This window comes from Bacteroidales bacterium (assembly GCA_016709865.1).
GTDB lineage: Bacteria > Bacteroidota > Bacteroidia > Bacteroidales > VadinHA17 > LD21.
Genome location: JADJLX010000002.1, coordinates 1 through 26,825, shown reverse-complemented (window position 1 = coordinate 26,825; position 26,825 = coordinate 1). Strand labels below are relative to the sequence as shown.

The window sequence follows — 26,825 nt, the reverse complement described above, 5'->3', positions numbered from 1 at the left end:
GATAAAATTCTCCAGATGGATAAATCCCGGCAAATTATACGAGGTGGTCATGGTAAGATTAAACTATCACGATGGCGATGCAAAAACCATTACTTAATAATCTTGATTGTCTGTCTTGAGGAACTGTCTTTGGGGATGAATCTGTCAAGGTATATAAATTCAATTATACAAAGGATTTGGAGTTATAGTGTGTTTGGGTGAGTCAATTTTAGGGTCAGGCGGGATTCGCAAATGTACTATAACTTGCTTTGAACAGTAGGAATTAATTTACAATAAATTTAAGATCATCTGTCTCAAAAAGTAGCTGCATTTGAGAGATTCCTGTTTCTGGGTTTAATAAATCAAAGTCACCTAGTCTGTTTGAGTGTATTATTGCCGTACCTAGAAATGGTTTCAATCTCAGATAGATATCTTGGTTGAGTCTTGTATAGAATTTTTCTGATTTGGCATAGTCTGAAAGTGCTTCAATTCTTTTTAAATCATGTATTAAACTATCACAAGAATCATAATATCTGTTAGTTTGCTTGAAATGTAATAAATACCAATACTCCAAACAAGGATTGTTAATTATAACCTCTATATTTTGATGCTCTTTTAGTAACGGATAGTATCGTGAGAATGTCTGTATTGGTTTTTCACCTCTTCTAGATTCTCTTGACTCTCGTATAATTACATCAAAATCTACGATCCAAAAAACTTTATTGTATTCTGATGAAAGTTCAATTAATTTATTGTATTGATCAGTAACAGATTTCTTTTGGGGTAATTTAGGTTCAAGGTTTATATTTAATGATCGCTCATTCCGCTTAAGCATTTGTATATACCAGAACTCACATTCCCCATCAACAATTATTGCGAATTTCTGCCGGCACTTGCACGGCATTCTTTTATTTACTCTCATTATTTATATCAATGAAATAGTCTCCAAGATTAGGAATGCCACCAAGTTTCCCATATTTGTAGGCATTTAGAATATTACTCGTATCTCTTATTACCGAGCTATCAAAGTCAGACAATGAATATAATTCAGTTGAACAACTTTCCTTTTTATCTGCAAACCAAATTGAATCATTCCTGAAAATATCTTTATTATTCAAAATCTCTCTATTGTGTGTTGTGGCAATAAGTTGAGAATTCTTTGAATTAGTAATAAATGATAATAAGAAATGAATATACAAATCAGGATGTAAAGAGGCTTCAAGTTCATCAATTGGAATTGCAATAGAATCTCTTATCATCATACTTAGGATACCTGCAAAGCCAAAGTACCTAATTGTGCCTTGTGATTCAAGTTTTGATGGTAAGTTGTATTTATGATCATTCACTGTGTGTTCAAATTCTAGCTTTGCAGCGGTTATTTTCCCTTTGCTTTTAAGTTCATTTATACTCTCACTGGGGTTTTTAATCTGTTTCTCCATCAACTCAATAAAGCCATCAGGGATGTCTTGTTCTTCTTTTTGTATAACGATATCCGAAATATTGAAATCTGCCTTTCTAAGTATATTAATAACATCCGATTTATCTATTTCATTAGTGTCGATTTTTGCTGTTATGTATCCTTCTAATTGAGTTTTGGAGAATATTACAGGTTTCAAGTAATTTATAAACCAGTCAGTAGCATCTTTTAATTCCTTTAACTCAATATTAGTTTTTAAGAATCCTCCTAAAACTGAAACATTCCATAGGGTAACTGATTCAAGAGCCTTATCTTTATTTTTATCTTTCTTGATTTTGCTGCCAAATATAATCTTTGAAAGTTGCTTTTTTAGGTCAGTTGTTCTTTTAAAAACATTTGATTTACTTGGATTATAATGATCGAGTTTCTCTCTAACTATAGCGCTCTTATTAAATTCAATTTCATAAAAGTATCGTATCTTATTCTGAATAAACTCTATGGCGAGAATTGAATTCTCATTTGGCGTGTTTGAATCGAATAGAAATGGGTTAAAGTCTAATGGTTCCGTTTTTTTGCTTTCAGGTTCTAGAACAAGATCTCTTAAAAATTCTAGAGCTTTAAGAATATTGGTTTTACCAGATGCATTCGCTCCATATATTAGTCCTACCTTCAAAAGTCTTATTCCTTTAAGAGGTTCAATGATATAATACTTTTCGAGGTGATCTGACTTGTCAGCCTCAAAAGATAAAACTTGTTTGTCCTTTATTGAGGCAAAGTTCTGAATGCTAAAATTAATAATCATTACTGCTTGATTTTGTAAATGATTTACAAATATAGATCATAAAATTACAATAATGCAAATTATTAGTATAAAATATGTAAGTGAATTACAAAATATCATACTAATGGGCTATCTCGTCTTACTGCTAATGGCCCAGTTATTAGGATTGGTTGCTGGCCAGTCAGGGTTGGCATGAGTTTTTGCACAGTCCCGATAAGTGGGCAGGATTTCCATGTCAAGATAAAGTTGTCCAGATGACTGAGTCCCGATAAAAGGCTGCGATTTGTCCTGTCACGATAAAACTGTCACGACGGCGATGCAAAAACCATTACTCAATAGTCTTGATTGTCTGTCTTGAGTAACTGTCTTTGATGCAGGATTTGTCACGGTATACAAATTTAATTATAAATAGGATTTGGAGTTATAGTGCGTTTGGAGTGTAAATTTGGGGTCAGGCATGATTCGCAAATGCACTATAACGGCTCGGTGGTTAGGATTAGTTGCCGTCTGTGTCGGGGTTGGCATGAGTTTTTGCACAGTCCCGATAGATGAGCAGGATTTGGCTGTCACGATAAAGTTGTCAAGATGAATGAGTCCCGATAAGTGGGCAGGATTTGTCACGGTATGAAAAAATTGTCACGACGGTGATGCAAAAACCATGACAACAGGAGCGAGGGCCGGCAGCCCCAATGGCTTTGTCACGGTAGCAGGATTGGTCATGGTGTACAAAACTTAATAAGTGGGTGAAAATTATGGTGATAGACTTTGGGGTGATTACGAATTTGTCCGGGCTGCCGAAGGCAATTAAGCCTACCATCCGTGTTATAGTTAGTTGTAATTTTACTTATCAATTTATTTTGTGAACACATGTCCGAAAACTAGTCCAAAGTTTATACCAGCAGTGGCTAACCTAAACGGACTTTCAAGTTCATGAAATGGTATAAGATTGTGTAACCAGAGTCTTGGTTCTATATTCAACAAAAGACCATCATTTAATCTGAAATTTCTTCCAATACCAAATGACATACCCAATCCGGACTGATTATCTGTAACAAGTAATCTGTCATAATTTACTTGAAAATCTAATGAGGGATCTAAGCTCGCATAGAATTCCTTTGGCAGCTTAAATTTTGATTTAAGGCTAATGGAGAAAAGATCTATTCTTTCGTGATCAGCAGTAAAGTCCGACATAATTGGAATCCAAATTAGAACCTGACTTATATGATATCCTAATCCGATTCCAAATTCTACTTTTCTGTTTGTAACAAATGAATAATCTATGTTGCCAACATATCCAAATCCAGTTGTCCCATACGTTGTACCTTTAACATATTTGAATTGGTAAACATTACTCAAAGTGGGTGCAACTGAAACTCTGAGTTCTTGTCCAGAAAGCAAAGAAGTCAGGCAAATAATGCTTAATAAAATAATTGTTTTTTTCATTGTGGCAGAAATTAGGTATTGAGTTAAACAAACGGAGGAATCTATATGATATTTTATGTGGTGTTTGATATTTGGTATTTTTTTCATCGTCTTGATCTTGGTGTTAATAATTTCACAACAAAAACCAAGCCAGTCATTAAAAACTCAAGAGATTATTATAATCCAATCCAGGCAGATGGGCTGAAATTAGATCTTCAAGATAAAATTGTCAAGGTTACAAATCCTGGTAGATGAGTGAAAATTACCTGTCCAGACGGAAAAGTCAAGGTGATGAATCTGGGAGAAAGAGATATTTGTCAAGGTACAGAATTAACGCTTTTCTGTTATAGTTAGTTGTCAGGGGCTGTCTAACGTGCAGAAACTCAACAATTAACTATAACGGCCGGCTGGTGTAGGTAGTAAGCGTTACCCGGCGCAGCCAACCGTTACGTGTCCCGGAACTTTAGCTAGAAAATGGTCCCGGTTGCAAGACGGGTATGGCGCAATTTTTTCAAAGTCCCGGCGAAAGGAATAAGTGTCAATAGTACATTTATTTGTCATGAGCCGGCATGCAGGAATTAACAGATTAGTGAAAGTATTGGTTTACGATAAAATGGTCCCGGTAGAAAAAAATTGCGACAAGCTTATTACCCACACCAGCCTTGTTAGCACAAGTAGTAGAATTAAAACTGTCACGGCAGGAGAAAGCTGTCATGGTAGTCTTAAATCCTGAAATAAGTGGCGAAACAGTCACCCCAGCAAGGTTTTGATAGGAGAGTGTCATACTTTAATCAAACAATGTAAGACTGGCCTGATTAGTCCGGATACATAAAATGGTCATGGTATCTTTACGCTGTGGATTTTAATTTTTCAATTTTTTGTAGAAAACCCCAATTAATCCTGAAAAACAGATAAATCCAAGTCCTATTACAAGGCTATATTGCTTTAAGGGATTGTTTGGGAAAATATTAGTCAAGGAGATAATTAGAAGTATTAGACTTATGGTCCAGATAAGTGGAGCAGAAATCCAAAAAAGCTTTGCCATGGTCATAATGATTATTTTTTTAAAGGTAATGTATTTTGCATAGTTGCAGTCAAGTTATCAAAGCGGTACGGATTTGTCCGGTTAAAAATAGCTGTCTTGGGGAGTTAGCACAAGTAGTTTTAGCAGGAATTGTCCCGAATTGGCCGGCGGATAAAATTCTCCAGGTATACGAAATATGCGTTTCAGACGAAGTTGTCAAGGTGCAGAAGCGGGGCGATATTTCAGTCCAGATGACACGAAATATGATTGTCATGATAAACACAATAGATGGCGGCGGGAGGCCAATAACACCGAAGACTATTTGTGCTAACGGCCAGCGGGTTAGGATTAGTTGCCGTCCGTGTCAGGGTTGGCATGCGTTTTTGCACAGTCCCGATAAGTGGCGATAAGTTGGCTGTCATGATAAAATAGTCACGATGGCTGTGTCCCGATAAACGGCGAGAATTGCTCCGGGTACAGAAGTTGGCAGATGGCGATGCAAAAACCATGACAACAGCGCGTCGGCCGACAGCCCCATAGACTTTGTCACGGATGCAGGATTGCTCCCGGTGCAAAAGTTTAATAAGTGGGTGTAAATAATGGTGATAGACGTTGGGGTTATGAAGGATTTGTCCGGGCTGGCGAAGGCAATTAAGCCTACCCGCTTGTTATGTTTAGGCGATATTTGAAAGTTGTCAGGGTCTAAACGACTGTCCAGTTGGTATATTTGTATTTATAGATAAACCTTACCTGTTAATTTTTTAATTGTTGCTTTTCGGGTTTTCATATCTATTGTCAACTCATCAAATGAAATGCTGTGAGTTGGTTTATTGTCTTTTGAATCGAACTTAAAAAATTCCCATTTGCCATTCAACCATTTATACTCTTTGGTCCCTAAAAGATGGTTTGCAAATTCTGCCACAATTAAATTATAACCCTCTTCGCTCTCTTTATATATAAATACAGGATCTTTAAGTGTAAAAGTTCCATCATTCAAATTAGCCTCAAATCCAAGTTCTAAAGAATAAAAGTAACTAGTATCACTTGAAGCTGGATTACTATCTCCCATAAAAGTATATTGTTTAAGATCTATGTTGTGCTTTTGAGTGACCGGAAACCACCATTTGTTTTCAATATTTTTGGAAACATCCATTTTTTCAATTTTCTGGCTAAATGTCAGTGTAATTGCCATTATCAGGAATAAAGAGATAGCTGAAAACTTTCTCAGGATCGATTTGTGCAAAGGGTTGCTTTTAGTCATCATATTAATTCTGCTTTTAATAAATGAATACTTGAAATTGCTGACCAGATAGTTAGTATTGTTTCGTAGAAGAATATTTAGCAATAACTGTTGATAATCAATGGGATCTCTGTAAGCCAGAACTTTATTGTCTGCGTAATACTCGTGATTTAAGAGGATTGATTTTCTGAAGAGCCAGATAGCGGGATTGAACCAAAGGAATATGTTAAGTAATTCGATTATTATAATGTCAATTGAATGATATTGCAAGCAATGGGCTTCTTCATGTATTAGAAGTTCTTTCTCTATTTTACCATTCTCATAGTCTGTCCGATTGACAAAAATGTACCTAAAAAACGAATATGGTAGAATTCTTTCTTCAACTAGAACAAGCGAAGTTTTTGAATAATCTACTTTTTTGCTTTTAAGTATTTTACTGAGAATCCTGAATAGGTTAAGGATAAAGCGAATCAAGACGATTGATGTAATAACTATAAAGAGAGCTATTAATATAAATTGGAATGAAAATACCGTAGGAGAATTTTCAATTATAGCTTCTCTTTGAATTAGTTGTCCTGTGGGAAAAGTGAGTTTTTCAAGTGTATTATTAATTGGAAGACTAGATTTTATCGGGATATCAATCTGAGGAATAATCATTGAGAATACCAACGAGAAAATCAAATAAAATCTATTGAAGAGTAAGATCTTTTGATGCCGGAGAAAAATATGGTAAAACCCGTATAGAATGAGAAGGCATACCGTTGATTTGATGAGAAAAGTAATCATGTCACTTTGATTTTTTCTTTGACTTTATCTTTTGTTCAACTAGCTGCTTAATTTCTTCGAGATCGGTCAGATTCAAATTAGTCTCGTTTGTGAAGAAAGAAGCAAATTGAGATGCAGAATTATTAAAATAATCCTTAATCATGGAATTCACCTGCTTAGAAAAGTAATCTGTTTTCTTGACCTTAGGAAAGTATTCTCTGTTACTTCCATGCTGCTGATAACCAACGAATCCTTTGTCAATTACTCTTTTTAATAATGTTGCAATGGTTGTTGTTGCAGGCTTCGGGTCCGGAAATTCGTCAAGTATATTTTTTAGGTATGCTTTTTCGAGATTCCAGAGATAACGCATTACCTGTTCTTCCGCTTTTGTTAATTGCATGTCTCTATATTTAATAATTACATTCTACAAATATAGAACGTAGTTTGTAAATATGCAAATAATTCTTGAAAAATATTTTTCAATTGAAGTTTCCTTCATATTTGTGAGATTTGTCTAGGTTTTTGCCAGTCCTGAAATATGACCAGCAATTGATGCATTATGATAAAGTTTTCCAGATGCCAAAGTCCCGATAAATGGGCAGGATATATCCAGTCATGATGAATTTGTCAAGGTAGCGAGCAAAAACCGATTGAGTCTTTCTCAAGGTCTAGAGATTGTCACTTTTGATGATTATTATACTCTGAAAAGTTATGTTTAGGCGAAAGAGAATCTGTCCCGGAAATGCGGCCGCTCGCTTAAACATAACGGCTCGGTGGTTGCGGTAGTAAGCGTTGGTGGCGCCGTCCGCCGATACGTGTCCTGGTACTTTAGGTCGGATTAGTCCCGGCGGGCAAGCCACCATGGCGCAATTTTTGCCAGTCCCGGCGAACGATAAAATTGTCACTGATTCTGGATTTGTCCAGAGCCGGGAAAAACGGATTTGGCAGATGATTGATAAGTTAAGTGTCAAGATAAAATTGTCACGGTGGCGAGCAAAAATTGTGACAAGCTTATTACCTCAACCATCCGGGTTATGTTTAGGCGAAATATTAAAATTGTGAGTCCAAACGAATCTGTCACTGATATCGAAATTGTCCCGATTGTTAATGACTTCTATTAAAATTCGTGAATTATTTTTATGAATTGGAGATCAAATAAACGATTATTTATACTCAAACTTGACATCACCTTTTTTTATTGGATAATCCTGTAAATTATATTCATACGTTGATTCTGTTACCTGAATTTTGTCAACTCCAGCGACATTAATGTTAAGGGTCAATGTTTTCTTTATTATATTATTTTCATTGGTATATACTCCAGGTTGTAGAAGTCGCTTAAATGCTTTGTATGGGTTATTTTTGTCATCAAATTCGAACTGTTCTGTGGAACTTACTACTGGACTTCCATTAACTAAATCTTTGTGCGTCATAAGAATTAAGTTGCCTCTTTCATCATAACTATATTCAAGGAAACCACTTGGTTGATTGTTGGAATAGAATGTTTGCTTTGATATCCTGTCATTATTATCATATTCAAACATTACGTAATGTGAAGTACCACTTGGAAGACGTGTTACTGTAATTTTTGTCAACTTATTATCATTGTATGAATAAGTTGCTTGGCCAGATATTTCAGTATTCTTCGGTGAAACCCAATCAGTTCTATTCATTGCTGCATGAGCTGTAGTCCAATCGCTGCTGGCCATGCGCCAGTCTTCATACATATCATAAGAAACTAATTGATTGTCATTATTGTAAGAATAGCTAGTATATGACCATTTGGATTTCCTTTCAAAAAGAAGATTTGCCTCATTATAAGTATATTCAAAATATAAATCTTCTGCAAAAACTTCTTTCCAAAGCAAAGGCATATTTTCGTTCTCTATTGTCATCTCCTTCGCATTTTCACACGAAAGAAGAAAGGTGCTGGAAAAGAGTAATATATAAAATAGACTCGGTTTCATGTCATTAAGTTTAAGTGAGTGAGTCAAAGTAAAAATCAAAGTTATGTTAATTTATTAACAGAGAAGTATAGTCCTACATTAAAAATTAATTTCAAGGCTTTAAAAAATGCTTGAAAACGGGTTTTGCCAGTCCTGATGAATAGATAGAATTTGGGTGTCATGGTAAAGTTATCAAGATGTAAATGTCCCGATAAATGGGCAGGATCTATCCCGTCATGATGTATTTGTCAAGGTAATGAGCAAAAGATATTGGAGTATCTGTCAAGGGTATAGAAATAGTCAAAATTATTAACAATTTTTCATCAAAAAGTTATGTTTAGGCGAATCCTGTCAAGACGGGTAAGAGCTTGATATTAAGGCGAATTTGTCCAGATAATGCGAAGCTCGCTTAAACATAACGGCTCGGTGGTTGCGGTAGTAAACGTTGGTGGCGCCGTCCGCCGTTACGAGTCCTGGTACTTTAGCCGAAAAGTTGTCCCGGCGGGCAAGCCACCATGGCGCAATTTTTGCAAGTCCCGGCGAACGATAATTTGTCACGGTATTACGGATTTGTCCAGAGCCGGAAATAACGGATGTGGCAGATAAGTGATAAGTTAATCGTCATGAAGAAATTGTCAAGGTGGCGAGCAAAAATTGTGACAAGTTTATTACCCCAACCATCCGGGTTAGCTGCTGGGCTTATTTGAAAACTGTCCTGTTTGCAGGTATTGTCGACTTGAATGAGAATCTAAAAGTCCCAGCAAAAGAAACTGATTTGTCATGGTATTAGAATTTTATTGATGACATAATAGAAGTCTGCAAGGCTAAATCATTTGTTTAATGTAATCAAATCCGGTTTTGGTTTTAGCTAGTGCATGCAATGAGCTTTTTGATAATAAATCTGGGATAAGAGCATGGTTAAAAAGCTTATTGCACGCACTAGCCGGTTAGCTGCAGGGCAAAGTTAGTGTTTGTCTCAGTGAGTCACCGTTTTCTACTTTAGCCGCCTGTCCTGCTGAGTGGCAGGGACGGGCTTTAAGGCTCTTTACGCAAAACCGAGTGTGATGTTATTAAACTGATTTAATTTTTGCGTAATGTGCCGTAAAGCGAAGGGACGGTTTGGCTATTAAAATCAGGTATTGAATATCATTAATTAATCGTAAGTAAAGAAATCCCAGAATTTTGATTTGAGCTTGTGTTGCAGGATGTGCCTGACAACATCCGTAAAGTATTAAATTATTGGTCATTCGAGATAATTACTCATATCTTAATGCTTCTACCGGATTTCTTGTCGCTGCTTTCCAACTTTGCCACGTTACAGTTAATAATGCGATCCCAAATGCAATTATTCCGGCTAAAAGAAAGATCCACCAACTTAATTCTGTCTTATACACAAAATTCTGTAACCAATTATGCATTGTATACCATGCAATTGGCGTTGCAATTATAAATGCAACCAACACCCATTTGATGAATTCCATATTCAATAAAAGAAGTATTTCAGAGCTTTTTGCTCCAGCTACTTTACGGAGACCAATTTCTTTGGTGCGTCGGTCGATAGAAAAAACAGACATCCCAAGAATGCCGAGAATAGAAATTACAATGGCTAAAAGGGCAAAAGCAATAGTAATATTTCGTAAACGTGTCTCCTCCTGATACTTTTCGTTAAGGAGATCATCAAAGAAACGGTAAGAAAACTCTCTGTCATTTCTATACTTCATGTACATGTCACGAATGTAATTTAGCGTCTCAGTAGTATTTCCCGGCGCAATACGTACATTCATTGTCATTATATTTTGTGGGTCATTTGTCATAACTAACGGACTTATAGGATAACGCAATGGTCTGAAATGGAAGTCTTTCGCTACGCCAACAATTATATTATTGCCAATTCGCTGTCCAATTGGATCATCAAATCCCAATAATTTTTCTGCTGTTTCATTAATAACTATTGGTAGAGAAAAAGTATAATCTTTCCCTTTATTACGACTATTCTTTTCAAGTTCCTCCCAGTATTTACTATAATCCATTTGCAAGAATTGACCCTTAACAATTTCTAAATGGTATGTTTCTGCAAAATCTTCATCAACCCAAAATAGCGATGCTTCAAGGCTGTCAACTCGACCTTGGTGACTAAGTGGGAATTGGTATTTCCAACCAAAGTCAATTGGTGCGGCAACACTTGCTGAAACATTTAGAATATTTGGATTTCTAAGCAGTTCTTGCTTGAATTCCTTATTATCGTACCACAACCCAGTTGGGATGACTACGACATTTTTGTCATCAAGGCCCAGGTCTTTATTATGAATAAAATTTAATTGTTTAATGAAAATTAAAGTAGCAATTATGAAGAAGATTGCTAATGTAAACTGAACAGTTACAAGTAATTTGATAAAATTGCTTCTTGATCCGGAAACTGTACCTCTTCTGAAAATGGATATTGGAGGAAATGAAGAGAGGTATAATGAAGGATATAATCCAGAAATGATACCAACAAGTAATGTTAAAATAAAAAGATTAAGAATAAGTCTTAGAGAAACATTAAGAATTAGTTCTTTTGAAGTCAGGTAATTAAAAGTCGGGAGAATTAATTGAACCAGAAGGAGCGCTAAAATAGTCGCCAGGAAAGTTTGAAATAAAGAATCAGACATAAATTGTCTGAATATACTGTTCCTGCTTCCACCGTTAACCTTTCTAATTCCAATTTCAATAGCACGTTCCGAGGCTCTGGCAACTGATAATATAGAAAAATTAAGCGATGCCATAAGGACAATCAAAATGGCAAGGATTGAAAATATCCAAACATATTTGTAATTACTTATGTCTATGTCCCGACTATAAGTCTCGTAATCAGTAAATAGATGAATATCTGCTAATGGTTGAAACATGAGCTTATCTGTATATTTTGTATACCGACTAAGGTGATTTGAAATAGAGTTTAGAAACTGCTCATCAATTTTTACATCCTTATGAAGTTTTATATATACATAAGACTTTGAGTACCATTCATTTAAAAATGAGGAATACCTGGAGTTTTTACTAGATACAATAAATCCCAAATCAAGATGACTTTGAACTGGAATTTTTATTACACCGCTAACAGTATAGACTTCATTAGAATACTTGGAACTAATTAGTTTTTTACCTAAAGCTTGGTTTTTACCAAAGATTTTTCTTGCTACTTTTTCGGAGATAACAATATTCTCAGGTTTATCAAATGCGGATTCTGGTGACCCCTCCATAAATTTGAACCCTGAAAATATTTGAAAAAAATCATCACTGGTCCAGCTCATTCGGGCTTCAATTTTATCTCCTCCGGATTCCAATTGTAATGGTGAATCTTCACTGCTATAGCCTATATATGCAGCATTTTCTATTTGAGGATAATCCATTTTCATTGTTTCAGCTACGGGAGCATAGCAAAGGGCTGATTTTACGATTTTATCTCCTTGTTTTGAAAGCGTGAGGACTCGGTAAATTTGTTGGTAATCTGGATGGAATTTTTCATAGCTAAGCTCATTAAAAACCCACAGATAAATTAGTAATCCAGCAACAATACTCAAAGTAAACCCCACGAATGTTATTATGGAATAAATTGGTTTTTTGATATAATTACGCAGAATGATTTTGATATTGATAGTCATTTCAATGATATGTTTATTTAACGTAAATAAGGATCATGTCAGAAGGTTTTAGGTTTGTGCCAATTGAAATTTGTTTATTACGGATTTCTTCAGAGATTGTTGATTCTCTGAATCTGGAGGAGTTAATATAATCCCCAAAAACTTTACCAGAGACAAGTTTTATCATTTCACCTTGTGGAGTGACGTAATCGGGCCAGAATGGCATACCCCCATCAATATCATTAATAATACCTTCAGGTTCTTTGGAGAATCCTGTTTGATGATATAATTTCATCTGCTTCTTGTCGAAGAGGACATTGAAAAACTTTACTGAATTTTTTTTCAGATTATTGGGTGAATCATTGTTTTGAGTATATCGGATTAGTAGAAAATCAGATGTCTCAAACATTGAGTTCAACATGAACTTTTCTGAAATATCAGAATTTGGATTGAGACCTTCCATATAATCGACTTTAGATTCTCCAAAGTCAATTATATATGTTGGTAATAATCTGTCTGGAGGGATAAGTCTAAAAACAGTATCGTTATATTCCTGTTTAATTGTCAGTAATCCCTCATAATAGTAGTTGATAAAATCTTCAGAGCGTCTGAATGTGGATTGATTATAGTTTACAATACGATCAAAATCAGTGAACTGACAGATTGTATCTCCAATGGAGTTATATGTTACAAGTAGTGAACCAGTTTCCCCTGCAGTCATTTTTGAATTAATCCCTGCCCAGGTATCTGAGCTAATCCCATAGATCCAGTCAAATAGTTCCAATCGCTGCATCCCTGAAATTGAAAGAGTATTTCCCTTTGGTGCAGAACCTAATCCAGGCACTTCTTTTTGGGATTGAACAGAAATGTCGATTGTTGATCCAGGTTTATATCGCATGTATTGTGTAGTACCAGTATTCCCATCTGTGAAAGTGTAAAAAATGTTCCCATTCAAAATAGAAACCGGATTATTTGGCATTACACCAAAAAAACTTTTAGGGAACCATGCAGCACTTTGTCCCATGAATTTTATCCCTCTTTCATTCTTCCAAATGGTTTCCTGGTATTCACCCTGCATATTAAAGCGGGTAACGCCGAATATTCCCTGAAATATGATTTGTCCATCTGCAACCTTAATTGTCGACATCAATCTAGTTCGATAGTAAAATGGGTCATAAGTTAAGTTCGTATCAGGTGGTGTTTCAAGTTTTATATAACTTACAGAAGATGCTATATCGGAAAGTCTAAAGTCACGTGTGTTCTTATTAGCTTCAAGTAAGTCTAGTTTAATTGGAGGTCTCCTTGAATCAACTGAACGAATTTCTTTCCTCCTCAATACTCCTGAGTGGCCATTCTTGGATTCTGGAGATTCTTTATCAAATTCTGAGATTTTGCCTTCATTTTTTTCTTTTTCAAGGGCGAGGATTTCATTAGATAGTTTTTTTTCACTGATTTTAAGACGATTTTGTCGGCAAGCTTGGAAAATTGTCAAGGATAGACTTATAAAGATCAGAATGAATATTCTTTTCATAATTAATTTATTAGATTTTTTTGCTAATCCAATTTAAAGGTATAACGAATATGTTAGTTGAGCAAATTAATTTGATTAAAAAGAAAAGCTATATAAAGGCCAGATAAATTGGCAGGATTTGTCATGGTATGATGAAGTTATCACGAGATGCCAAAGTCCCGGCAAACGGGCAGGGGTTGTCATGGTATAATAAAATTGGCCCGATGGTGGAGTCCGGGCGGGCAAAAAAGCATGTGTTTTGAAGCGAAGGGACGGTTGCAGGGAAGGGCTTCAAAACTCTTGCGCGCGCGTCGGAAATCCCGGTGCAGTGAGGACTTGCACGCACTTTGCCTTGCAGCTAACGGCCCGCTGGTATGGGCAGTAAGCGTTGGTGGCGCAGCCCGCCGATATGTCATGCAATACTTTAGCCAGAAAATTGTCCCGGCGGCAAGCCACCATGGCGCAATTTTTGCCAGTCCCGGCGAAGGATAATATGTCCCTATATTACGGATTTGTCCAGAGCCGGAAAAGAGTTGGCAGATGAGTGAGAAGGTAATCGTCATGGCGAAATTGTCACGATGGCGAGCAAAAATTGTGACGAGCTTATTGCCTATACCAGCGTTGTTATGGTTAGTTCTAATCTTAAAACTGTCAGGCAATAACGAATTTGTCTCGATAAAGAAAATTGTCCTGGCAAAAGGAGGAATACTTATCAGGGGTTTAATACTCTAAGTCCATCATTAAAGTTAAAAGCAAAACTTTAAATCCCACCATATTCTTTATACTTTGGTGCTTTCCAAACATATTGCTTGCAACATTTTTCTTTGCAATAGTCTGTGTTTATATCATTTGCCCAGATGTGAAGGGTGTCACCTGAAAAAGAAATAGCTCTTGGTGATGAAGAACTAACAACATTGTGATATTCAAAATAGTATTCATTTTGCCAACTATAACGCAACCAACAACCATAAGCAGTCATGAATTTTGGAGAATCTTTGATTGTTTGTTCATCTTGACTAATTTTAGTCTTAAGCCATTCAGGAACCTCTTTTTCGGGTACTAAATAATCTTTCTCGCAAGAAATGAACATGAGAGAGAAGAAAAACAACAATACAAATTCTTTCATGATATTAGTAATCAATATAAGAAGAAGTTTTCCAAACTATTTCCTTGCAACATTTTTCTGTCTCAAAATTTAAATACTCCTGATTGAGAGTCATTTTATCTCCAGCATAAGTATATTTTTCAGGTCCTGCAGAGCTAAATGCGTTGCGATATTCAAAGAAATACTTCTCATTCCATTTGTACCTAATCCAAGCTGAAGATTCTAGTCCTGATTGGGGGTTCGATTCAATTATCTTTTCATCATGTGAAATCCTCTCTTTAAGCCACCTTGGAACTTCAGAGCTAGGAATTAAAAAATCCGGCCATTTTTCACAAGAGATTAACAGAAGAGTAAACGAAAAAAGAATAAGTAGTTTTTTCATCGTCTTTAGGTTTAGTGTTAATATATTCACAGCAAAAATCACACCAATCATTTGTCCATCAGTACTCAAAGATAAATAATCCCTGAGAATATATTGAAATACACATATCGAAACGAATTTGTCAAGATGAATAGTCCCGATAGATGTGCAGAATCTGTCATGTTAAAAGAATTCTCTCAAGGTTTCCAATCCCGGCAGAAGGGCAGGAGTAGTCCAGTTTTACGAATTTGTCAAAGGTTATCAATCCCGGTGGCGAAGCAGGATTTGTCACGATTTATGAACCTCGCTTGAGTTATGGTTAGTTCTGAGAAGATTGGAACTGTCACGAAACTAGAGAATTAACCATAACGGCCCGGTGGTATGGGAAGTTGCCGTCTGTGTCGGGGTTGGCATGTGTTTTTGCACAGTCCCGGTAGATGGGCAGGATTTGGATGTCACGATAAAGTGGTCCAGATGAGTGTGTCCCGATAAATGAGCAGGGTTTGTCACGGTATGATAAAATTATCACGATGGTGATGCAAAAACCATGACAACGGCGCGAAGGCCGACAGCCCCATTGGCTTTGTCACGGTAGCAGGATTTGTCACGATATACAAAACTTGATAAGTGGGTGTAAATTATGGTGATAGACATTGGGTAGATTATGAATTAGTCCGGGCTGGCGAAGGCAATTACCTATACCATCCGGGTTATGCTTAGGCGAGGAATTAAAACTGTCATGCTAGCAGGAATTGTCTTGTCATGTAACATTCTATCTGACCTCATAATCAGCCTTTCCCGTTATTGGTACACCATTTAAGGTTATACCCTCTGCAATAGCCCTGATAACTGATGAATTGTCTCCGTTGTAATAGTTTAGAGTCACCTTTTTATTACTCTCCAGATCAATATCAGGTTCCCAGAGAAGTGTTGATCTTAGATCAGGGCCAAAGGCAGAATCTGAATCGGACAAATGTTGTGGTGAATAAAATATTCGTGAGGAGCTGTAACCCATAATCCTGGCATTTATGGAGTATCTAACAGGTACATAAGCTGAGCCTCCTGCTCTGGTAATAAGGTTGAAAACTCCCGAAGAACCCCTAAATCCAAAAATACTTGTTGTGGCATATGATTTCAACACATCAATTCTGTCAATGTTGGAGATTGGCATATGAATCAAATCTTCAAAACTAGCCTCGTTCCCATCGATGAGTACAAGAGGCTGTCCTTGGGCACTTACGGAACCGAATCCACGAATCAGAACTCTGTAATCCGGATATGACCCTTCAACAACAACACCCGCAACATGACCCCTCAGGATTTCAATAAGGTAGGGGTAGCTTTGCATCTGCTGAGTGATTATTAATTCACTGTCAGGGTTGTCATATTTTTCCCGACTACTCTGGATTTTAACAGTTTGAGGATCCTTATGTCGTTCAGCTATAATCTTAACTTCCCCTAGATTTATTGTGTCTGAAAGTTTGTATTGTTTTCTTACAGACTCATTTATCTCAAAATATGTTCTTAGATAAATCCATTTATTTTCAATTATAACTGAAATCTGGTTCAAACTATCAGTCACTTTAGCAGGAAAGTATAAGACTGAGTCTAAATAAATCTCTCCCTTGAAGCGATCCTTTTCACCAATTCCTGTTACAATTAATCTTGCATCTCCAGTAAAGTCAATACCAGACAAACTGAATCTCCCGGATGAGTCGACTGGAACTGTTTCTAAAAAGGAGCCAGTACTTCCGAAAATGCCTATACTGACCCTTGAGTTTTGAATCGGTTTGTTAATATATGTCTTTCTTAATCTACCTGATATAGTAAATCCATTTTCCGGTGGAAAATATGTATTCTCGTACTTCCAGGTAAAGTCACGCCATCCTTGTGTAAGAAGCAGGAGGTCCATATTTCTGAATCTATCGGTATTTGAAGGATCAAAGTAATACGATGGATCTTCAACAGGACCATGAACATCTGACTCAAGCAAAAACCATGATGAAATATTACTGGGAAACCGGGATGTGCTATCAATCAGGTTACTATTAACAACAGCTAATGAGATATTTCCATTTATAGTATAAGATGAATCTCCCGGCATTAGAATGTTGAGAGAGACTCGTTCTCTTTTGTTGTAAATGAGTTTATCAGTTTCAATTTGAAGGGTTACCGGGTCCACTCTTTGAATATATATAAGTCTTTCAGCGAGTGGAGTATTATCCAGAGTCGAAAGTGTAAGCATTAAAACTCCATCAGGAAGATCAATTGTCGGAAGAATAAAATTGGTTGTAGGAGCCTTAACTTTACATACAACAGTTTTTATTAATTCCTTTCGTATTGAAAATCTAAGTAACAGATCATGTTCTGATTTAAGTTGAAAGGTCTGAGGATCACTCCTTGTAGTAATTAGTAGTTCATTGTTCTGATTTATTGAAGCACTTAATGTTACACCATCTGAAAAACTCTTTGGCAATTCAGTCCGAACCTCTATGCTATCGGCCCCTTTGATGACAGAATAATAACTCAATCCCGATATTGGTCTAAGTAAGAAAGAGCCCATTCCAAGATAAGTCGATCTGAATGTGGTTATCAGATTGCCGTTTGAGGAATAGATCCTGCCAGTTATATCACAGCCATTACCAAGGTTATTAGTAGCTTTAAAAGCAACAATTGAAGGGACATTGTCTACAAGAGAACCACCTTCTGGAAAAAAACTTACATGAATGTTATTTTCAACATATTTTACATCATCTGAGATTCTGTCTTTTTCATCATTTGAATTGATAAGAGTAATTTCTTTGCTGAAATAAAATTGATCTCCAAAATTTCTCATGTAGTTGGTATATGCACGTATTCTGTATCTTCCAGAAATGAGATCGGCAGGAAGTCTGAAATCGCCGTTACCTAAACCACCTTCGAGTTTGATTGTTCTGCTGCCTATGATTTTTGAAGCTGGAGAGATAATTTCGACATGAAGGTTATTACTATGATCGGAGAGGAACAAGTTTGACGCATCAATAAGATATGCTTTAAACCATATATCCTCTCCGGGAAAGTAGTAAGTACGGTCAGTATGAAGATAGACCTTCTCGATTAAAGTTAAAGAGTCACTATTGAATCGTTCTGCAATAGGAGTATTAAAATTGTTTTGATCCTGCTCTTTGCTTGTGTTTAATTGTGCATAACCGATGGAATAAAAGAAAAGTAGAAATAGAAATACGAAGGATTTTTTCATAAACTCAATTGTTAATTAATTAACATCAAAAATTGTTCCAATAGGTTTCCTTGCTTTGATTTTTACTAATATTCAATCCTAATAGGGTAGCAGGAGTTAAAATTGGGTTAGAAAATTGTCAAGTTTAAGATCCTAATTATTTGCGAATTTATCAAGTTTTAATTAGAATTTCAACTTTTGGACGTTATGCTTAGGCGATTGAGTCAAGGCAGGATCTGTCCCGTAAGTGACTGTCGCTTAAGCATAACGGCTCGGTGGTATGGGGAGTTGCCGTCTATGTCGGGTTGGCATGTGTTTTTGCACAGTCCCGATAGATGAGCAGGATTTGGATGTCACGATAAAGTGGTCCAGATGAGTGTGTCCCGATAAGTGAGCAGGGTTTGTCACGGTATGATAAAATTATCACGATGGTGATGCAAAAACCATGACAACGGCGCGATGGCCAGCAGCCCCATTGGCTTTGTCACGGTAGCAGGATTGGTCACGGTATATAAAACTTGATAAGTGGGTGTAAATTATGGTGATAGACATTGGGGTGATTATGAATTGGTCCGGGCTGCTGAAGGCAATTACCTATACCATCCGTGTTATGGTTAGTTCTAATATTAAAACTGTCAAACGACAACGAATTTGTCCCTCAAATGAAGTTTGTCAGTGTTTCTAATCCATGCAGGTAGTCAAGATTAGTCATGGAATTGAATATTTGATATATATATATATGAATATGAGTGTATTGAAGACAGTTTAGCCTACAATTTCTCATTTATGGATAGTTTAATCCTTGATACATCTGACACTAAATCCAAATCCCTTTTTAATACTTGAACGTCCAACCTGAGTATTATTATTTGATATAGATCTGGCCCAAGAAGAAATAGCGTCATACTCTGTACTTGACCAATAGTATGCTTTTAGTCCAGCCTCTGAAAATATTCCGTTATCATATCTATAACCGCCTCCCAATGCTGAAAAGCCAGACGAGTTTGTTGCTCCAATATTTTGACATGTCCAAAAATCCGGGCATCCAATCTGCTTTAACTTTCCACCCTGATCTATCCCTCTCAATCCTGTAGCATCAGCCTGAATTTGACTCATCCCAAGGTATACTTCTAAAATTTTCCAATCCTCGTCAGTTGGTACATGCCAACCTGTTGGACAAAGTTTACGGGTATCAGCTATAGCATAATAATTGTACAATTTACCATAAATTGGATTATATGTACTATAAGCACTTGTAAATGTTGAGTTCCATGATAAATTATCCTCCACAAAACTAATTGGAGTCCCGTCTTTGAAATTTGATACTTTCAGGTTTTCAATAGTCCAGACTTGATTGCCGATAGTTTTGATTTGATAAATATTTCCATCTATATCAGAAATTTCTCCTTCAGTAGTTGAAATACTTTGCTGGCCTGTATAAGATATACCAGATTCATTTTTTATGTATCCACAAATATAATACTTAGTATTTGGTAATAAGTTATTTATGATGATGCTAGTTGATGTGTAAGGGCCAGCAGCAACAATATGCGCTCCTTCAATAGAAGGAGACCCAGTGGTATTATAACATATACCATTTTCTTCCCAAGGCCGTACTGGGGGTATTGATAAACTGTAAGCAACAATAATTGAATTAGTTGTCGCAGTTATCTTTCTTAACTCTATTGAATTAGAATCTGGTGGTTTTAATTTTGGATAAAAAGAAAGTTCTTCGCCATAAGATGTCCCATTTCTATTTGTAGCGTAAGCTCTTAAATAATGCGTATCTCTAATTGACATTGATGCTCCATGCCATATTATGTTAATTTTACTCTCAAAACTGCCGGTACCTGAACCATCAACTGTTAGCCAGGGCTGATCCCATTTGGTGCGAGCACTAACGCCTCTTGAAATAACTTGAGAACCTCCATCATCAATGACTTCTCCGCCAGCTATAGCATAGTCCCATGTAAATTCCGTTATTGGAGTAGTAATCACATTGGGAAGGTTCTCCTTTATACAAGAATTGGTAAAGATAAAAAGACAAAATAAAATACTAATTTGTTTCATACTTTATAGATTGAAATTAAACATTGATGGTTGCTTGATATGGTATTTTAACTTTTCTAATTTACTTAAAACTTGAATAATTCCCATTACTCTGAGGACTTAGCTATTTCTTATGTGAAAAGATATATACTCTCTAATCACGTTAAGTTTTCTAGATGACCAATCCCGGCAGAAAGGCAGGAGTGGTCCAGTTTTACGAATTTGTCCCGGTTACCAATCCCGGCAGAAGGGCAGGAGTTGTCCAGCTTTACGAATTTGTCACAGTTTACCAATCCCGGTAACGAAGCAGGATTTGTCACGATTTATAAACCTCGCTTGAGTTATGGTTAGTTTTGAGAATCTGTAACTATCACGAAACTTGCGAATTAACCATAACGGCTCGGTGGTTGCGGTAGTAAACGTTGGTGGCGCCGTCCGCCGATACGTGTCCCGATACTTTAGGTCGGATTAGTCCCGGCGGACAAGCCACCATGGCGCATTTTTTGCCAGTCCCGGCGAACGATAAAGTTGTCACGGTATACGGATTTGTCCAGAGCCGGAAAGAACGGATTTTGCAGATGAGTGAAATCTAAGTGTCACGATAAAATTGTCACGGTAGGAAGCAAAAAATGTGACAAGTTTATTACCTCAACCATCCGGGTTAGGTTACGTGCTAGCATTAAAACTGTCACCTTAGTGTGAAATTGTCAAGGTAGATAGAGCCTTTTTGTAAAAAAGGAGATTTATCAATTGTTAAGCATATTGTATTGACAGCATAGAACATTTTTCGAATCAAAATCTCGAAGGTGCATTCCATTTCCAACACACCATTTAAATACTTCACATTGTTTACATATTCCAGTTTTCATCCAATCTCGTTGGCGCATTATTTTAAATTGATTATTCCAGATATCTAAAAAATTGGTTTTATAAATATTCCCTTGGGAATAACGACCATCTATATTGGGACAGGCTGAAATTGAGCCATCTACCAGAATAGAAGCTACATTTATTCCAGCTCTACAGAAGTAATATCCGTCCCGAACTTCCATTTCATAATTTCCAACAAAACCTTCACATTCATAGTTTGCTTCGATTTGCCTTTCCTGTCGTGTATCTTTTATAAATTCCATTAAAATCGTAAATTGTTGGTCGTTAAGGAGTAGATCTGAATTGGATTTCGCACGGCCAATAGGAGAAATGGTAAATAGTCTCCACCTTTTTACACCTAAAGAGATTAGCAGGTCTTTTATTTCGTTTAGCTCACTAAAATTTTTTTGATTAATACAAGTCACAACATCAAAGACTAAGCTTTCTTTTTCTACAAGCAATTTAATTGCCCTAATAACATCTAGATAGCACTTTTTATTTCTAATCCAGTTATGGGTTGTCTCTAATCCATCTAAGCTTACTGTAATAGATTGTAATCCAGCGCTAAGTAAACTATTCAATCGTTGTTGGGACAGAAGTACACCGTTTGTAACCATTCCCCATGGATATCCTTGCTTAGTCAATTCTGTACCACAGAATTCGAGATCCTTTCTCATTAAGGGTTCTCCACCCGTAATTATAATCATAATGTCGTTCGGACGGTATTGAGTTTTAATTATTTCCGTTATTTGAAGAAAATCAGAAGCAGGCATATCGGGAATTATGCTATTTTGCTTACAGTCGCTTCCACAATGGATACATTGTAAGTTGCAGCGGTGGGTACATTCCCAGAAAAGATACTGCAATTCATGAAGGGAAATTTCAGTTTTCCGATATTCTTTAAATACATTGAGTGTTAAACGTTTTTTGAATGAAATATTTCTATTATTCATTCTTGTCTAATTTGATTTCAATGTTTTCTTTGATTTGAGCTAACTTTTCGTCTGAACTCAACAAAAGTACGGTATCTTTTGGAAGGAAGCTTCCATTTAACGCTCCATCAATGTCTGAGATATGTATATTAACAGAGTTCTCAAATTCATCAAGCACAGAATTGATTGAAAACACACCATTATTATCTGTCAACACTTTAGGGTTTGACAGGCTATTTCTTACTTCGATTTGAATACCTTCGATGATTTGTGTAGTCGCTTTGGATCGAATCGTTCCTTTAACATTCATGTATAGAGTAGAAACCAAGGCTCCGTATTTACAGCAAGACGCCATTAATCCAGCACTACACACACCCATAAAAATAAGAACTTTCTTTAACAATCGCCTTTTAATAATCGTGATGTTTTTCATCTTTGTTAATTTTGGATAATAATTGACTAACGGAGAATCTACTTCATTGTTTTATTGTCTCTACTTTATTGTCGTAACCCATGTCTAGCAGATCAAATATACAAATTGATTGCTAATTTATTCCCAAACGAAACTATGTGGATTTAAGATTTGTCACTTTTACACAAATTATAGTAATTTGAATGATTTGTCACTGTGACTGTTAGGTTGCGTGCGATCCCCAGATCCCTATAAATGGGCAAGACAATCACGTCCAGCAGGATTTGGCAGACGGCTGAATCCCGGCAGATGGACGAAATCTAATTGTCATGATAAATTTGGATAAGTATTAATCCAGATATAGTAGAAAAGAGAGACTCTCAAGATATGTGAAAACATGGTAGATAGATCTTGGAGCATGCAACCTAACGGCTCGGTGGTTGCGGTAGTAAGCGTTGGTGGCGCCGTCCGCCGTTACGTGTCCAGGTACTTTAGGTCGGATTAGTCCCGGCGGGCAAGCCACCATGGCGCAATTTTTGCCAGTCCCGGCGAATGATAATGTTGTCACTGATTCTGGATTTGTCCAGAGCCGGAAAAAACGGATTTGGCAGATGATTGATAAGTTAAGTGTCAAGATAAAATTGTCACGGTTGAGAGCAAAAATTGTGACAAGCTTATTACCTCAACCATCCGGGTTATGTTTAGGCGAAATATTAAAATTGTGAGTCCAAACGAATCTGTCACTGATATCGAAATTGTCCCGATTGTTGATGACTTCTATTAAAATTCGTGAATTATTTTTATGAATTGGAGATCAAATTAACGATTATTTATACTCAAACTTGACATCGCCTTTTTTTATTGGATAATCCTGTAAATTATATTCATACGTTGATTCTGTTACCTGAATTTTGTCAACTCCAGCGACATTAATGTTAAGGGTCAATGTTTTCTTTATTATATTATTTTCATTGGTATATACTCCAGGTTGTAGAAGTCGCTTAAATGCTTTGTATGGGTTATTTTGTCATCAAATTCGAACTGTTCTGTGGAACTTACTACTGGACTTCCATTAACTAAATCTTTGTGCGTCACAAGAATTAGGTTGCCTCTTTCATCATAACTATATTCACGGAAACCACTTGGTTGATTGTTGTAATAGTATGTTTGCTTTGAAATCCTACCATTATTATCATAATCAAACGTGACGGAATTAGCGGTACCACCTGGGAACCGTGTTACTGTAATTTTTGTCAACTTATTATCATTGTATGAATAAGTTGCTTGGCCAGAAATTTCAGTATTCTTTGGGGAAACCCAATCAGTTCTATTCATTGCTGCCTGAAGAGTAGTCCAGTCGCTGCTGGCCATACGCAAGTCTTCATACATATCATAAGAAACTAATTGATTGTCATTATTGTAAGAATAGCTTGTATATGACCATTTGGTCTTCCTTTCAAAAAGAAGTTTTGCCTCATTATAAGTATATTCAAAATATAAATCTTCTGCAAAAACTTCTTTCCAAAGCAAAGGCATATTTTCGTTCTCTATTGTCATCTCCTTCGCATTTTCACACGAAAGAAGCAAGGTACTGGAAAAGAGTATTAGATAAAATAGACTCGGTTTCATGTCATTAAGTTTAAGTGAGTGAGTCAAAGTAAAAATCAAAGTTATGTTAATTTATTAACAGAGAAGTATAGTTCTACATTAAAATTAATTTCAAGGCTTTAAAGAAATGCTTGAAAACGGTTTTTGCCAGTCCAGATAAATAGATAGGATTTGGGTGTCATGGTAAAGTTATCAAGATTTAAGTGTCCCGATAAATGGGCAGGATCTATCCCGTCATGATGTATTTGTCAAGGTAATGAGCAAAAACTATTGGAGTATCTGTCAAGGGTATAGAAATAGTCAAAATTATTAACAATTTTTCATCAAAAAGTTATGTTTAGGCAAATCCTGTCAAGACGGGTAAGAGCTTGATATTAAGGCGAATTTGTCCAGATAATGCGAAGCTCGCTTAAACATAACGGCTCGGTGGTATGGGTAGTTGCCGTCTGTGTCGGGGTTGGCATGTGTTTTTGCACAGTCCCGATAAGTGAGCAGGATTTGGATGTCACGATAAAATTGTCAAGATGAGTGTGTCCCGATAAGTGAGCAGGGTTTGTCACGCTATGATTTAATTGTCACGATGGTGATGCAAAAACCATGACAACGGCGCGAAGGCCGACAGCCCCATTGGCTTAGTCACGGTAGCAGGATTAGTCACGGTATACGAAACTTGATAAGTGGGTATAAATTACGGTGATAGACTTTGGGTTGATTACGAATTGGTCCGGGCTGGCGAAGGCAATTACCTATACCATCCGGGTTATGCTTAGGCCTGGAATTAAAACTCAATTATCCAGCAGGATTTGTCACGGTAAAGGTGATGTAATTTGTCACGGTAATCGAAGTCGTCAAGGAAGGAGTAGACCGGCATAAAGCAGATTATTTGGACTTAAGGTACTGTTTACAGAAGAAATTCGGTCTCTCCATCAACCAGAGATATGTGACAACAATCTGAAGTAATAGTCAATCGTTTCTGGATTACTAAAACATCATTGAGGTATCCTTTAAATTCTACCTCAGTATTCTTGAATTTAAAGAGGTCGAGTTTAAGGTCATTCGTAATTTGATAATATCCATTGTTGTCGGTGAGATTGTCATCGGTAATTGTAATATCCCTATTGTCCGACAAACGTATGACCGTATAATTGGTAAGAACAAAGGCCGTATTATCACTCTCATGTTTTATTGAAAATACTATAGATCTGAATTCCTCAGTACACATAGCAAATGCACAACTAGTCTTGTTGTCATCATCGCACTCAATAAGAAGAAATGCAAGTAAAACTGAGGAAAATACAAGTAACTTTCTTTTAATCTTCATTGCTTTATGTTTGAAAATTTGGTGTTAATGTAATAACAGCAAAAATTGTTCCAATCCAACATTAAAACTAGATCTAGTACAAGTCCTGGTGGGGGAGCAGGATTTGTCTTGATATACAAATTTGTCACGGTAAACGGTCTCTCAGCGATTAAGAAATTGTCCATATTATGACGAAAATTTACTTCGAAACCGTTATGCTTAGGCCTTTTCGGTCAAGACGAATCTGTCACGTAACGGCCTGAGGCTTAAGCATAACGGCAGGCGGTATGGTTAGTTGCCGTAATTCCGGATCTGGCGAGTTTTTTGCAGGTCCCGATAGAAGGCACAAAGTTGTCACGTCATGATAAAATTTAATAGTGTTGCTGCAAAAAACTCGACAGAAAGAAATTAGTCCCGGTAGGCCCATTGAATATTTAATCGTCATAACGGATTTGTCCGGCCTGCCGATAAAGGCAATTAACTATACCGACTTTGTTAGCACAAGTAGTAGAATTAAAACAGTCACGGTACCAGAATGTTGCCATGGTAGTCTTTAATCCTGAAATACGTGGCGAAGTAGTCACCCCGGCAAGATTTTAAAATGAGTTTGTCTCTTAAAGTGTTAGCAGTTTGCATATATTATTTTTCAGATGACTTTAGGTTTAAGGTCCATCCATTATTGAAGAACTCAAATACAAGAATAAAGAATCCAATCGTAATTGAAATATCGGCCATATTCACTATTCCAGTTTGAAATAGCACAAAGTCAAAGTGTAAAAAATCTGTCACGGAGCCATATATTATTCTGTCATAGACATTTCCTAGTCCACCCCCAATAACAAGACATATTCCGATGATTAATAGTTTGGAGAGATTATTACTAGTCAATAAATAATAGAGTGCATATCCAAGTACAATCAATGGTAGAATTATCATAAGGATTTTATAGATAATTCTTGGTAATTGATCTCCAAGACCTAGAAATGCTCCAGTATTTTCAACCTTTGTAATTGTTACAAAACTCCCTATTACACTTGTCCTGTGGTCATAGTCAATTGTTTGTCGGACAATAGATTTGGATATTTGATCGCATCCAACATTGGTTGCCAAAAGAATTAAAATCAATAAGTTTCTAACGATTTTTTACTCTCATATTTACTCAAGTTTAATCACAATCCTCAATCATCGTCTTGTTGTTATCATGATTATAAAGCTAGTCGTTTTTCTTTTGATCGTGATAAGTCCGGATACATTAAACGATCAT

At 36.4% G+C, this 26,825-nt stretch carries 17 protein-coding genes; all 17 read right to left on the bottom strand.

The genetic code is table 11. The features are described 5' to 3' along the window. Nucleotides 1-262: 262 nt before the first annotated feature. The 17 genes from IPJ16_02095 to lspA all read right to left on the bottom strand — a co-directional run bounded on the left by IPJ16_02095 (nucleotide 263) and on the right by lspA (nucleotide 26,701). Nucleotides 263-901 (bottom strand): RloB domain-containing protein, encoded by a 639-nt coding sequence (locus IPJ16_02095; GenBank protein ID MBK7625988.1) that lies wholly within the window; start codon nucleotides 899-901, stop codon nucleotides 263-265. Next, nucleotides 888-2,198: an ATP-binding protein gene (locus tag IPJ16_02090; GenBank protein MBK7625987.1), complete on the bottom strand. Its 1,311-nt coding sequence runs from the start codon at nucleotides 2,196-2,198 to the stop codon at nucleotides 888-890. The genes IPJ16_02095 and IPJ16_02090 overlap by 14 nt, the downstream gene beginning before the upstream one ends. An 831-nt stretch (nucleotides 2,199-3,029) precedes the next feature. Further along, nucleotides 3,030-3,620: a hypothetical protein gene (locus IPJ16_02085; protein MBK7625986.1), complete on the bottom strand. Its 591-nt coding sequence runs from the start codon at nucleotides 3,618-3,620 to the stop codon at nucleotides 3,030-3,032. 1,736 nt (nucleotides 3,621-5,356) lie between these two features. Continuing rightward, on the bottom strand, nucleotides 5,357-6,544 hold the full coding sequence (locus IPJ16_02080) for a hypothetical protein (GenBank protein MBK7625985.1): 1,188 nt from the start codon (nucleotides 6,542-6,544) through the stop codon (nucleotides 5,357-5,359). 106 nt (nucleotides 6,545-6,650) lie between these two features. Further along, on the bottom strand, nucleotides 6,651-7,028 hold the full coding sequence (locus IPJ16_02075; GenBank protein ID MBK7625984.1) for a BlaI/MecI/CopY family transcriptional regulator: 378 nt from the start codon (nucleotides 7,026-7,028) through the stop codon (nucleotides 6,651-6,653). Nucleotides 7,029-7,791: 763 nt separating this feature from the next. Continuing rightward, nucleotides 7,792-8,523, bottom strand: coding sequence for a hypothetical protein (locus tag IPJ16_02070; protein MBK7625983.1), 732 nt, complete (start codon nucleotides 8,521-8,523; stop codon nucleotides 7,792-7,794). Nucleotides 8,524-9,830: 1,307 nt separating this feature from the next. Next, nucleotides 9,831-12,218 carry an ABC transporter permease gene (locus tag IPJ16_02065; protein ID MBK7625982.1) on the bottom strand — a complete coding sequence of 796 codons (2,388 nt, stop codon included), beginning with the start codon at nucleotides 12,216-12,218 and terminating at the stop codon, nucleotides 9,831-9,833. Between the two features lie 13 nt (nucleotides 12,219-12,231). Then, the gene (locus tag IPJ16_02060) at nucleotides 12,232-13,728 is read right to left on the bottom strand and encodes a DUF4933 domain-containing protein (protein MBK7625981.1); all 1,497 of its coding nucleotides are present in this window, start codon (nucleotides 13,726-13,728) and stop codon (nucleotides 12,232-12,234) included. Nucleotides 13,729-14,467: 739 nt separating this feature from the next. Next, nucleotides 14,468-14,833, bottom strand: a complete 366-nt coding sequence (locus tag IPJ16_02055) for a hypothetical protein (GenBank protein MBK7625980.1) — start codon at nucleotides 14,831-14,833, stop codon at nucleotides 14,468-14,470. A gap of 4 nt (nucleotides 14,834-14,837) precedes the next feature. Next, nucleotides 14,838-15,194 carry a hypothetical protein gene (locus IPJ16_02050; protein ID MBK7625979.1) on the bottom strand — a complete coding sequence of 119 codons (357 nt, stop codon included), beginning with the start codon at nucleotides 15,192-15,194 and terminating at the stop codon, nucleotides 14,838-14,840. A gap of 751 nt (nucleotides 15,195-15,945) precedes the next feature. Next, nucleotides 15,946-18,411 carry a TonB-dependent receptor plug domain-containing protein gene (locus IPJ16_02045; protein MBK7625978.1) on the bottom strand — a complete coding sequence of 822 codons (2,466 nt, stop codon included), beginning with the start codon at nucleotides 18,409-18,411 and terminating at the stop codon, nucleotides 15,946-15,948. 774 nt (nucleotides 18,412-19,185) lie between these two features. Next, entirely contained in the window at nucleotides 19,186-20,460 is a 1,275-nt protein-coding gene (locus IPJ16_02040) for a fibrobacter succinogenes major paralogous domain-containing protein (protein MBK7625977.1), read from the bottom strand. A gap of 725 nt (nucleotides 20,461-21,185) precedes the next feature. After that, nucleotides 21,186-22,262 carry a TIGR04133 family radical SAM/SPASM protein gene (locus IPJ16_02035; GenBank protein MBK7625976.1) on the bottom strand — a complete coding sequence of 359 codons (1,077 nt, stop codon included), beginning with the start codon at nucleotides 22,260-22,262 and terminating at the stop codon, nucleotides 21,186-21,188. Then, nucleotides 22,255-22,674, bottom strand: a complete 420-nt coding sequence (locus tag IPJ16_02030; protein MBK7625975.1) for a radical SAM-associated putative lipoprotein — start codon at nucleotides 22,672-22,674, stop codon at nucleotides 22,255-22,257. The genes IPJ16_02035 and IPJ16_02030 overlap by 8 nt, the downstream gene beginning before the upstream one ends. A gap of 936 nt (nucleotides 22,675-23,610) precedes the next feature. Next, nucleotides 23,611-24,210, bottom strand: a complete 600-nt coding sequence (locus IPJ16_02025) for a hypothetical protein (GenBank protein MBK7625974.1) — start codon at nucleotides 24,208-24,210, stop codon at nucleotides 23,611-23,613. Nucleotides 24,211-25,162: 952 nt separating this feature from the next. Beyond that, nucleotides 25,163-25,582 (bottom strand): hypothetical protein, encoded by a 420-nt coding sequence (locus IPJ16_02020; GenBank protein MBK7625973.1) that lies wholly within the window; start codon nucleotides 25,580-25,582, stop codon nucleotides 25,163-25,165. A 618-nt stretch (nucleotides 25,583-26,200) separates the two neighbouring features. Next, nucleotides 26,201-26,701, bottom strand: coding sequence for a signal peptidase II (gene lspA, locus IPJ16_02015; GenBank protein ID MBK7625972.1), 501 nt, complete (start codon nucleotides 26,699-26,701; stop codon nucleotides 26,201-26,203). Between the last annotated feature and the right edge of the window lie 124 nt (nucleotides 26,702-26,825).

Coding starts and splice junctions, on each gene's coding strand:
- IPJ16_02095 (MBK7625988.1), bottom strand. CDS start 901: ATGAGAGTAAATAAAAGAATGCCGTGCAAGTGCCGGCAGAAATTCGCA.
- IPJ16_02090 (MBK7625987.1), bottom strand. CDS start 2,198: ATGATTATTAATTTTAGCATTCAGAACTTTGCCTCAATAAAGGACAAA.
- IPJ16_02085 (MBK7625986.1), bottom strand. CDS start 3,620: ATGAAAAAAACAATTATTTTATTAAGCATTATTTGCCTGACTTCTTTG.
- IPJ16_02075 (MBK7625984.1), bottom strand. CDS start 7,028: ATGCAATTAACAAAAGCGGAAGAACAGGTAATGCGTTATCTCTGGAAT.
- IPJ16_02070 (MBK7625983.1), bottom strand. CDS start 8,523: ATGACAATAGAGAACGAAAATATGCCTTTGCTTTGGAAAGAAGTTTTT.
- IPJ16_02065 (MBK7625982.1), bottom strand. CDS start 12,218: ATGACTATCAATATCAAAATCATTCTGCGTAATTATATCAAAAAACCA.
- IPJ16_02060 (MBK7625981.1), bottom strand. CDS start 13,728: ATGAAAAGAATATTCATTCTGATCTTTATAAGTCTATCCTTGACAATT.
- IPJ16_02055 (MBK7625980.1), bottom strand. CDS start 14,833: ATGAAAGAATTTGTATTGTTGTTTTTCTTCTCTCTCATGTTCATTTCT.
- IPJ16_02050 (MBK7625979.1), bottom strand. CDS start 15,194: ATGAAAAAACTACTTATTCTTTTTTCGTTTACTCTTCTGTTAATCTCT.
- IPJ16_02045 (MBK7625978.1), bottom strand. CDS start 18,411: ATGAAAAAATCCTTCGTATTTCTATTTCTACTTTTCTTTTATTCCATC.
- IPJ16_02040 (MBK7625977.1), bottom strand. CDS start 20,460: ATGAAACAAATTAGTATTTTATTTTGTCTTTTTATCTTTACCAATTCT.
- IPJ16_02035 (MBK7625976.1), bottom strand. CDS start 22,262: ATGAATAATAGAAATATTTCATTCAAAAAACGTTTAACACTCAATGTA.
- IPJ16_02030 (MBK7625975.1), bottom strand. CDS start 22,674: ATGAAAAACATCACGATTATTAAAAGGCGATTGTTAAAGAAAGTTCTT.
- IPJ16_02025 (MBK7625974.1), bottom strand. CDS start 24,210: ATGACAATAGAGAACGAAAATATGCCTTTGCTTTGGAAAGAAGTTTTT.
- IPJ16_02020 (MBK7625973.1), bottom strand. CDS start 25,582: ATGAAGATTAAAAGAAAGTTACTTGTATTTTCCTCAGTTTTACTTGCA.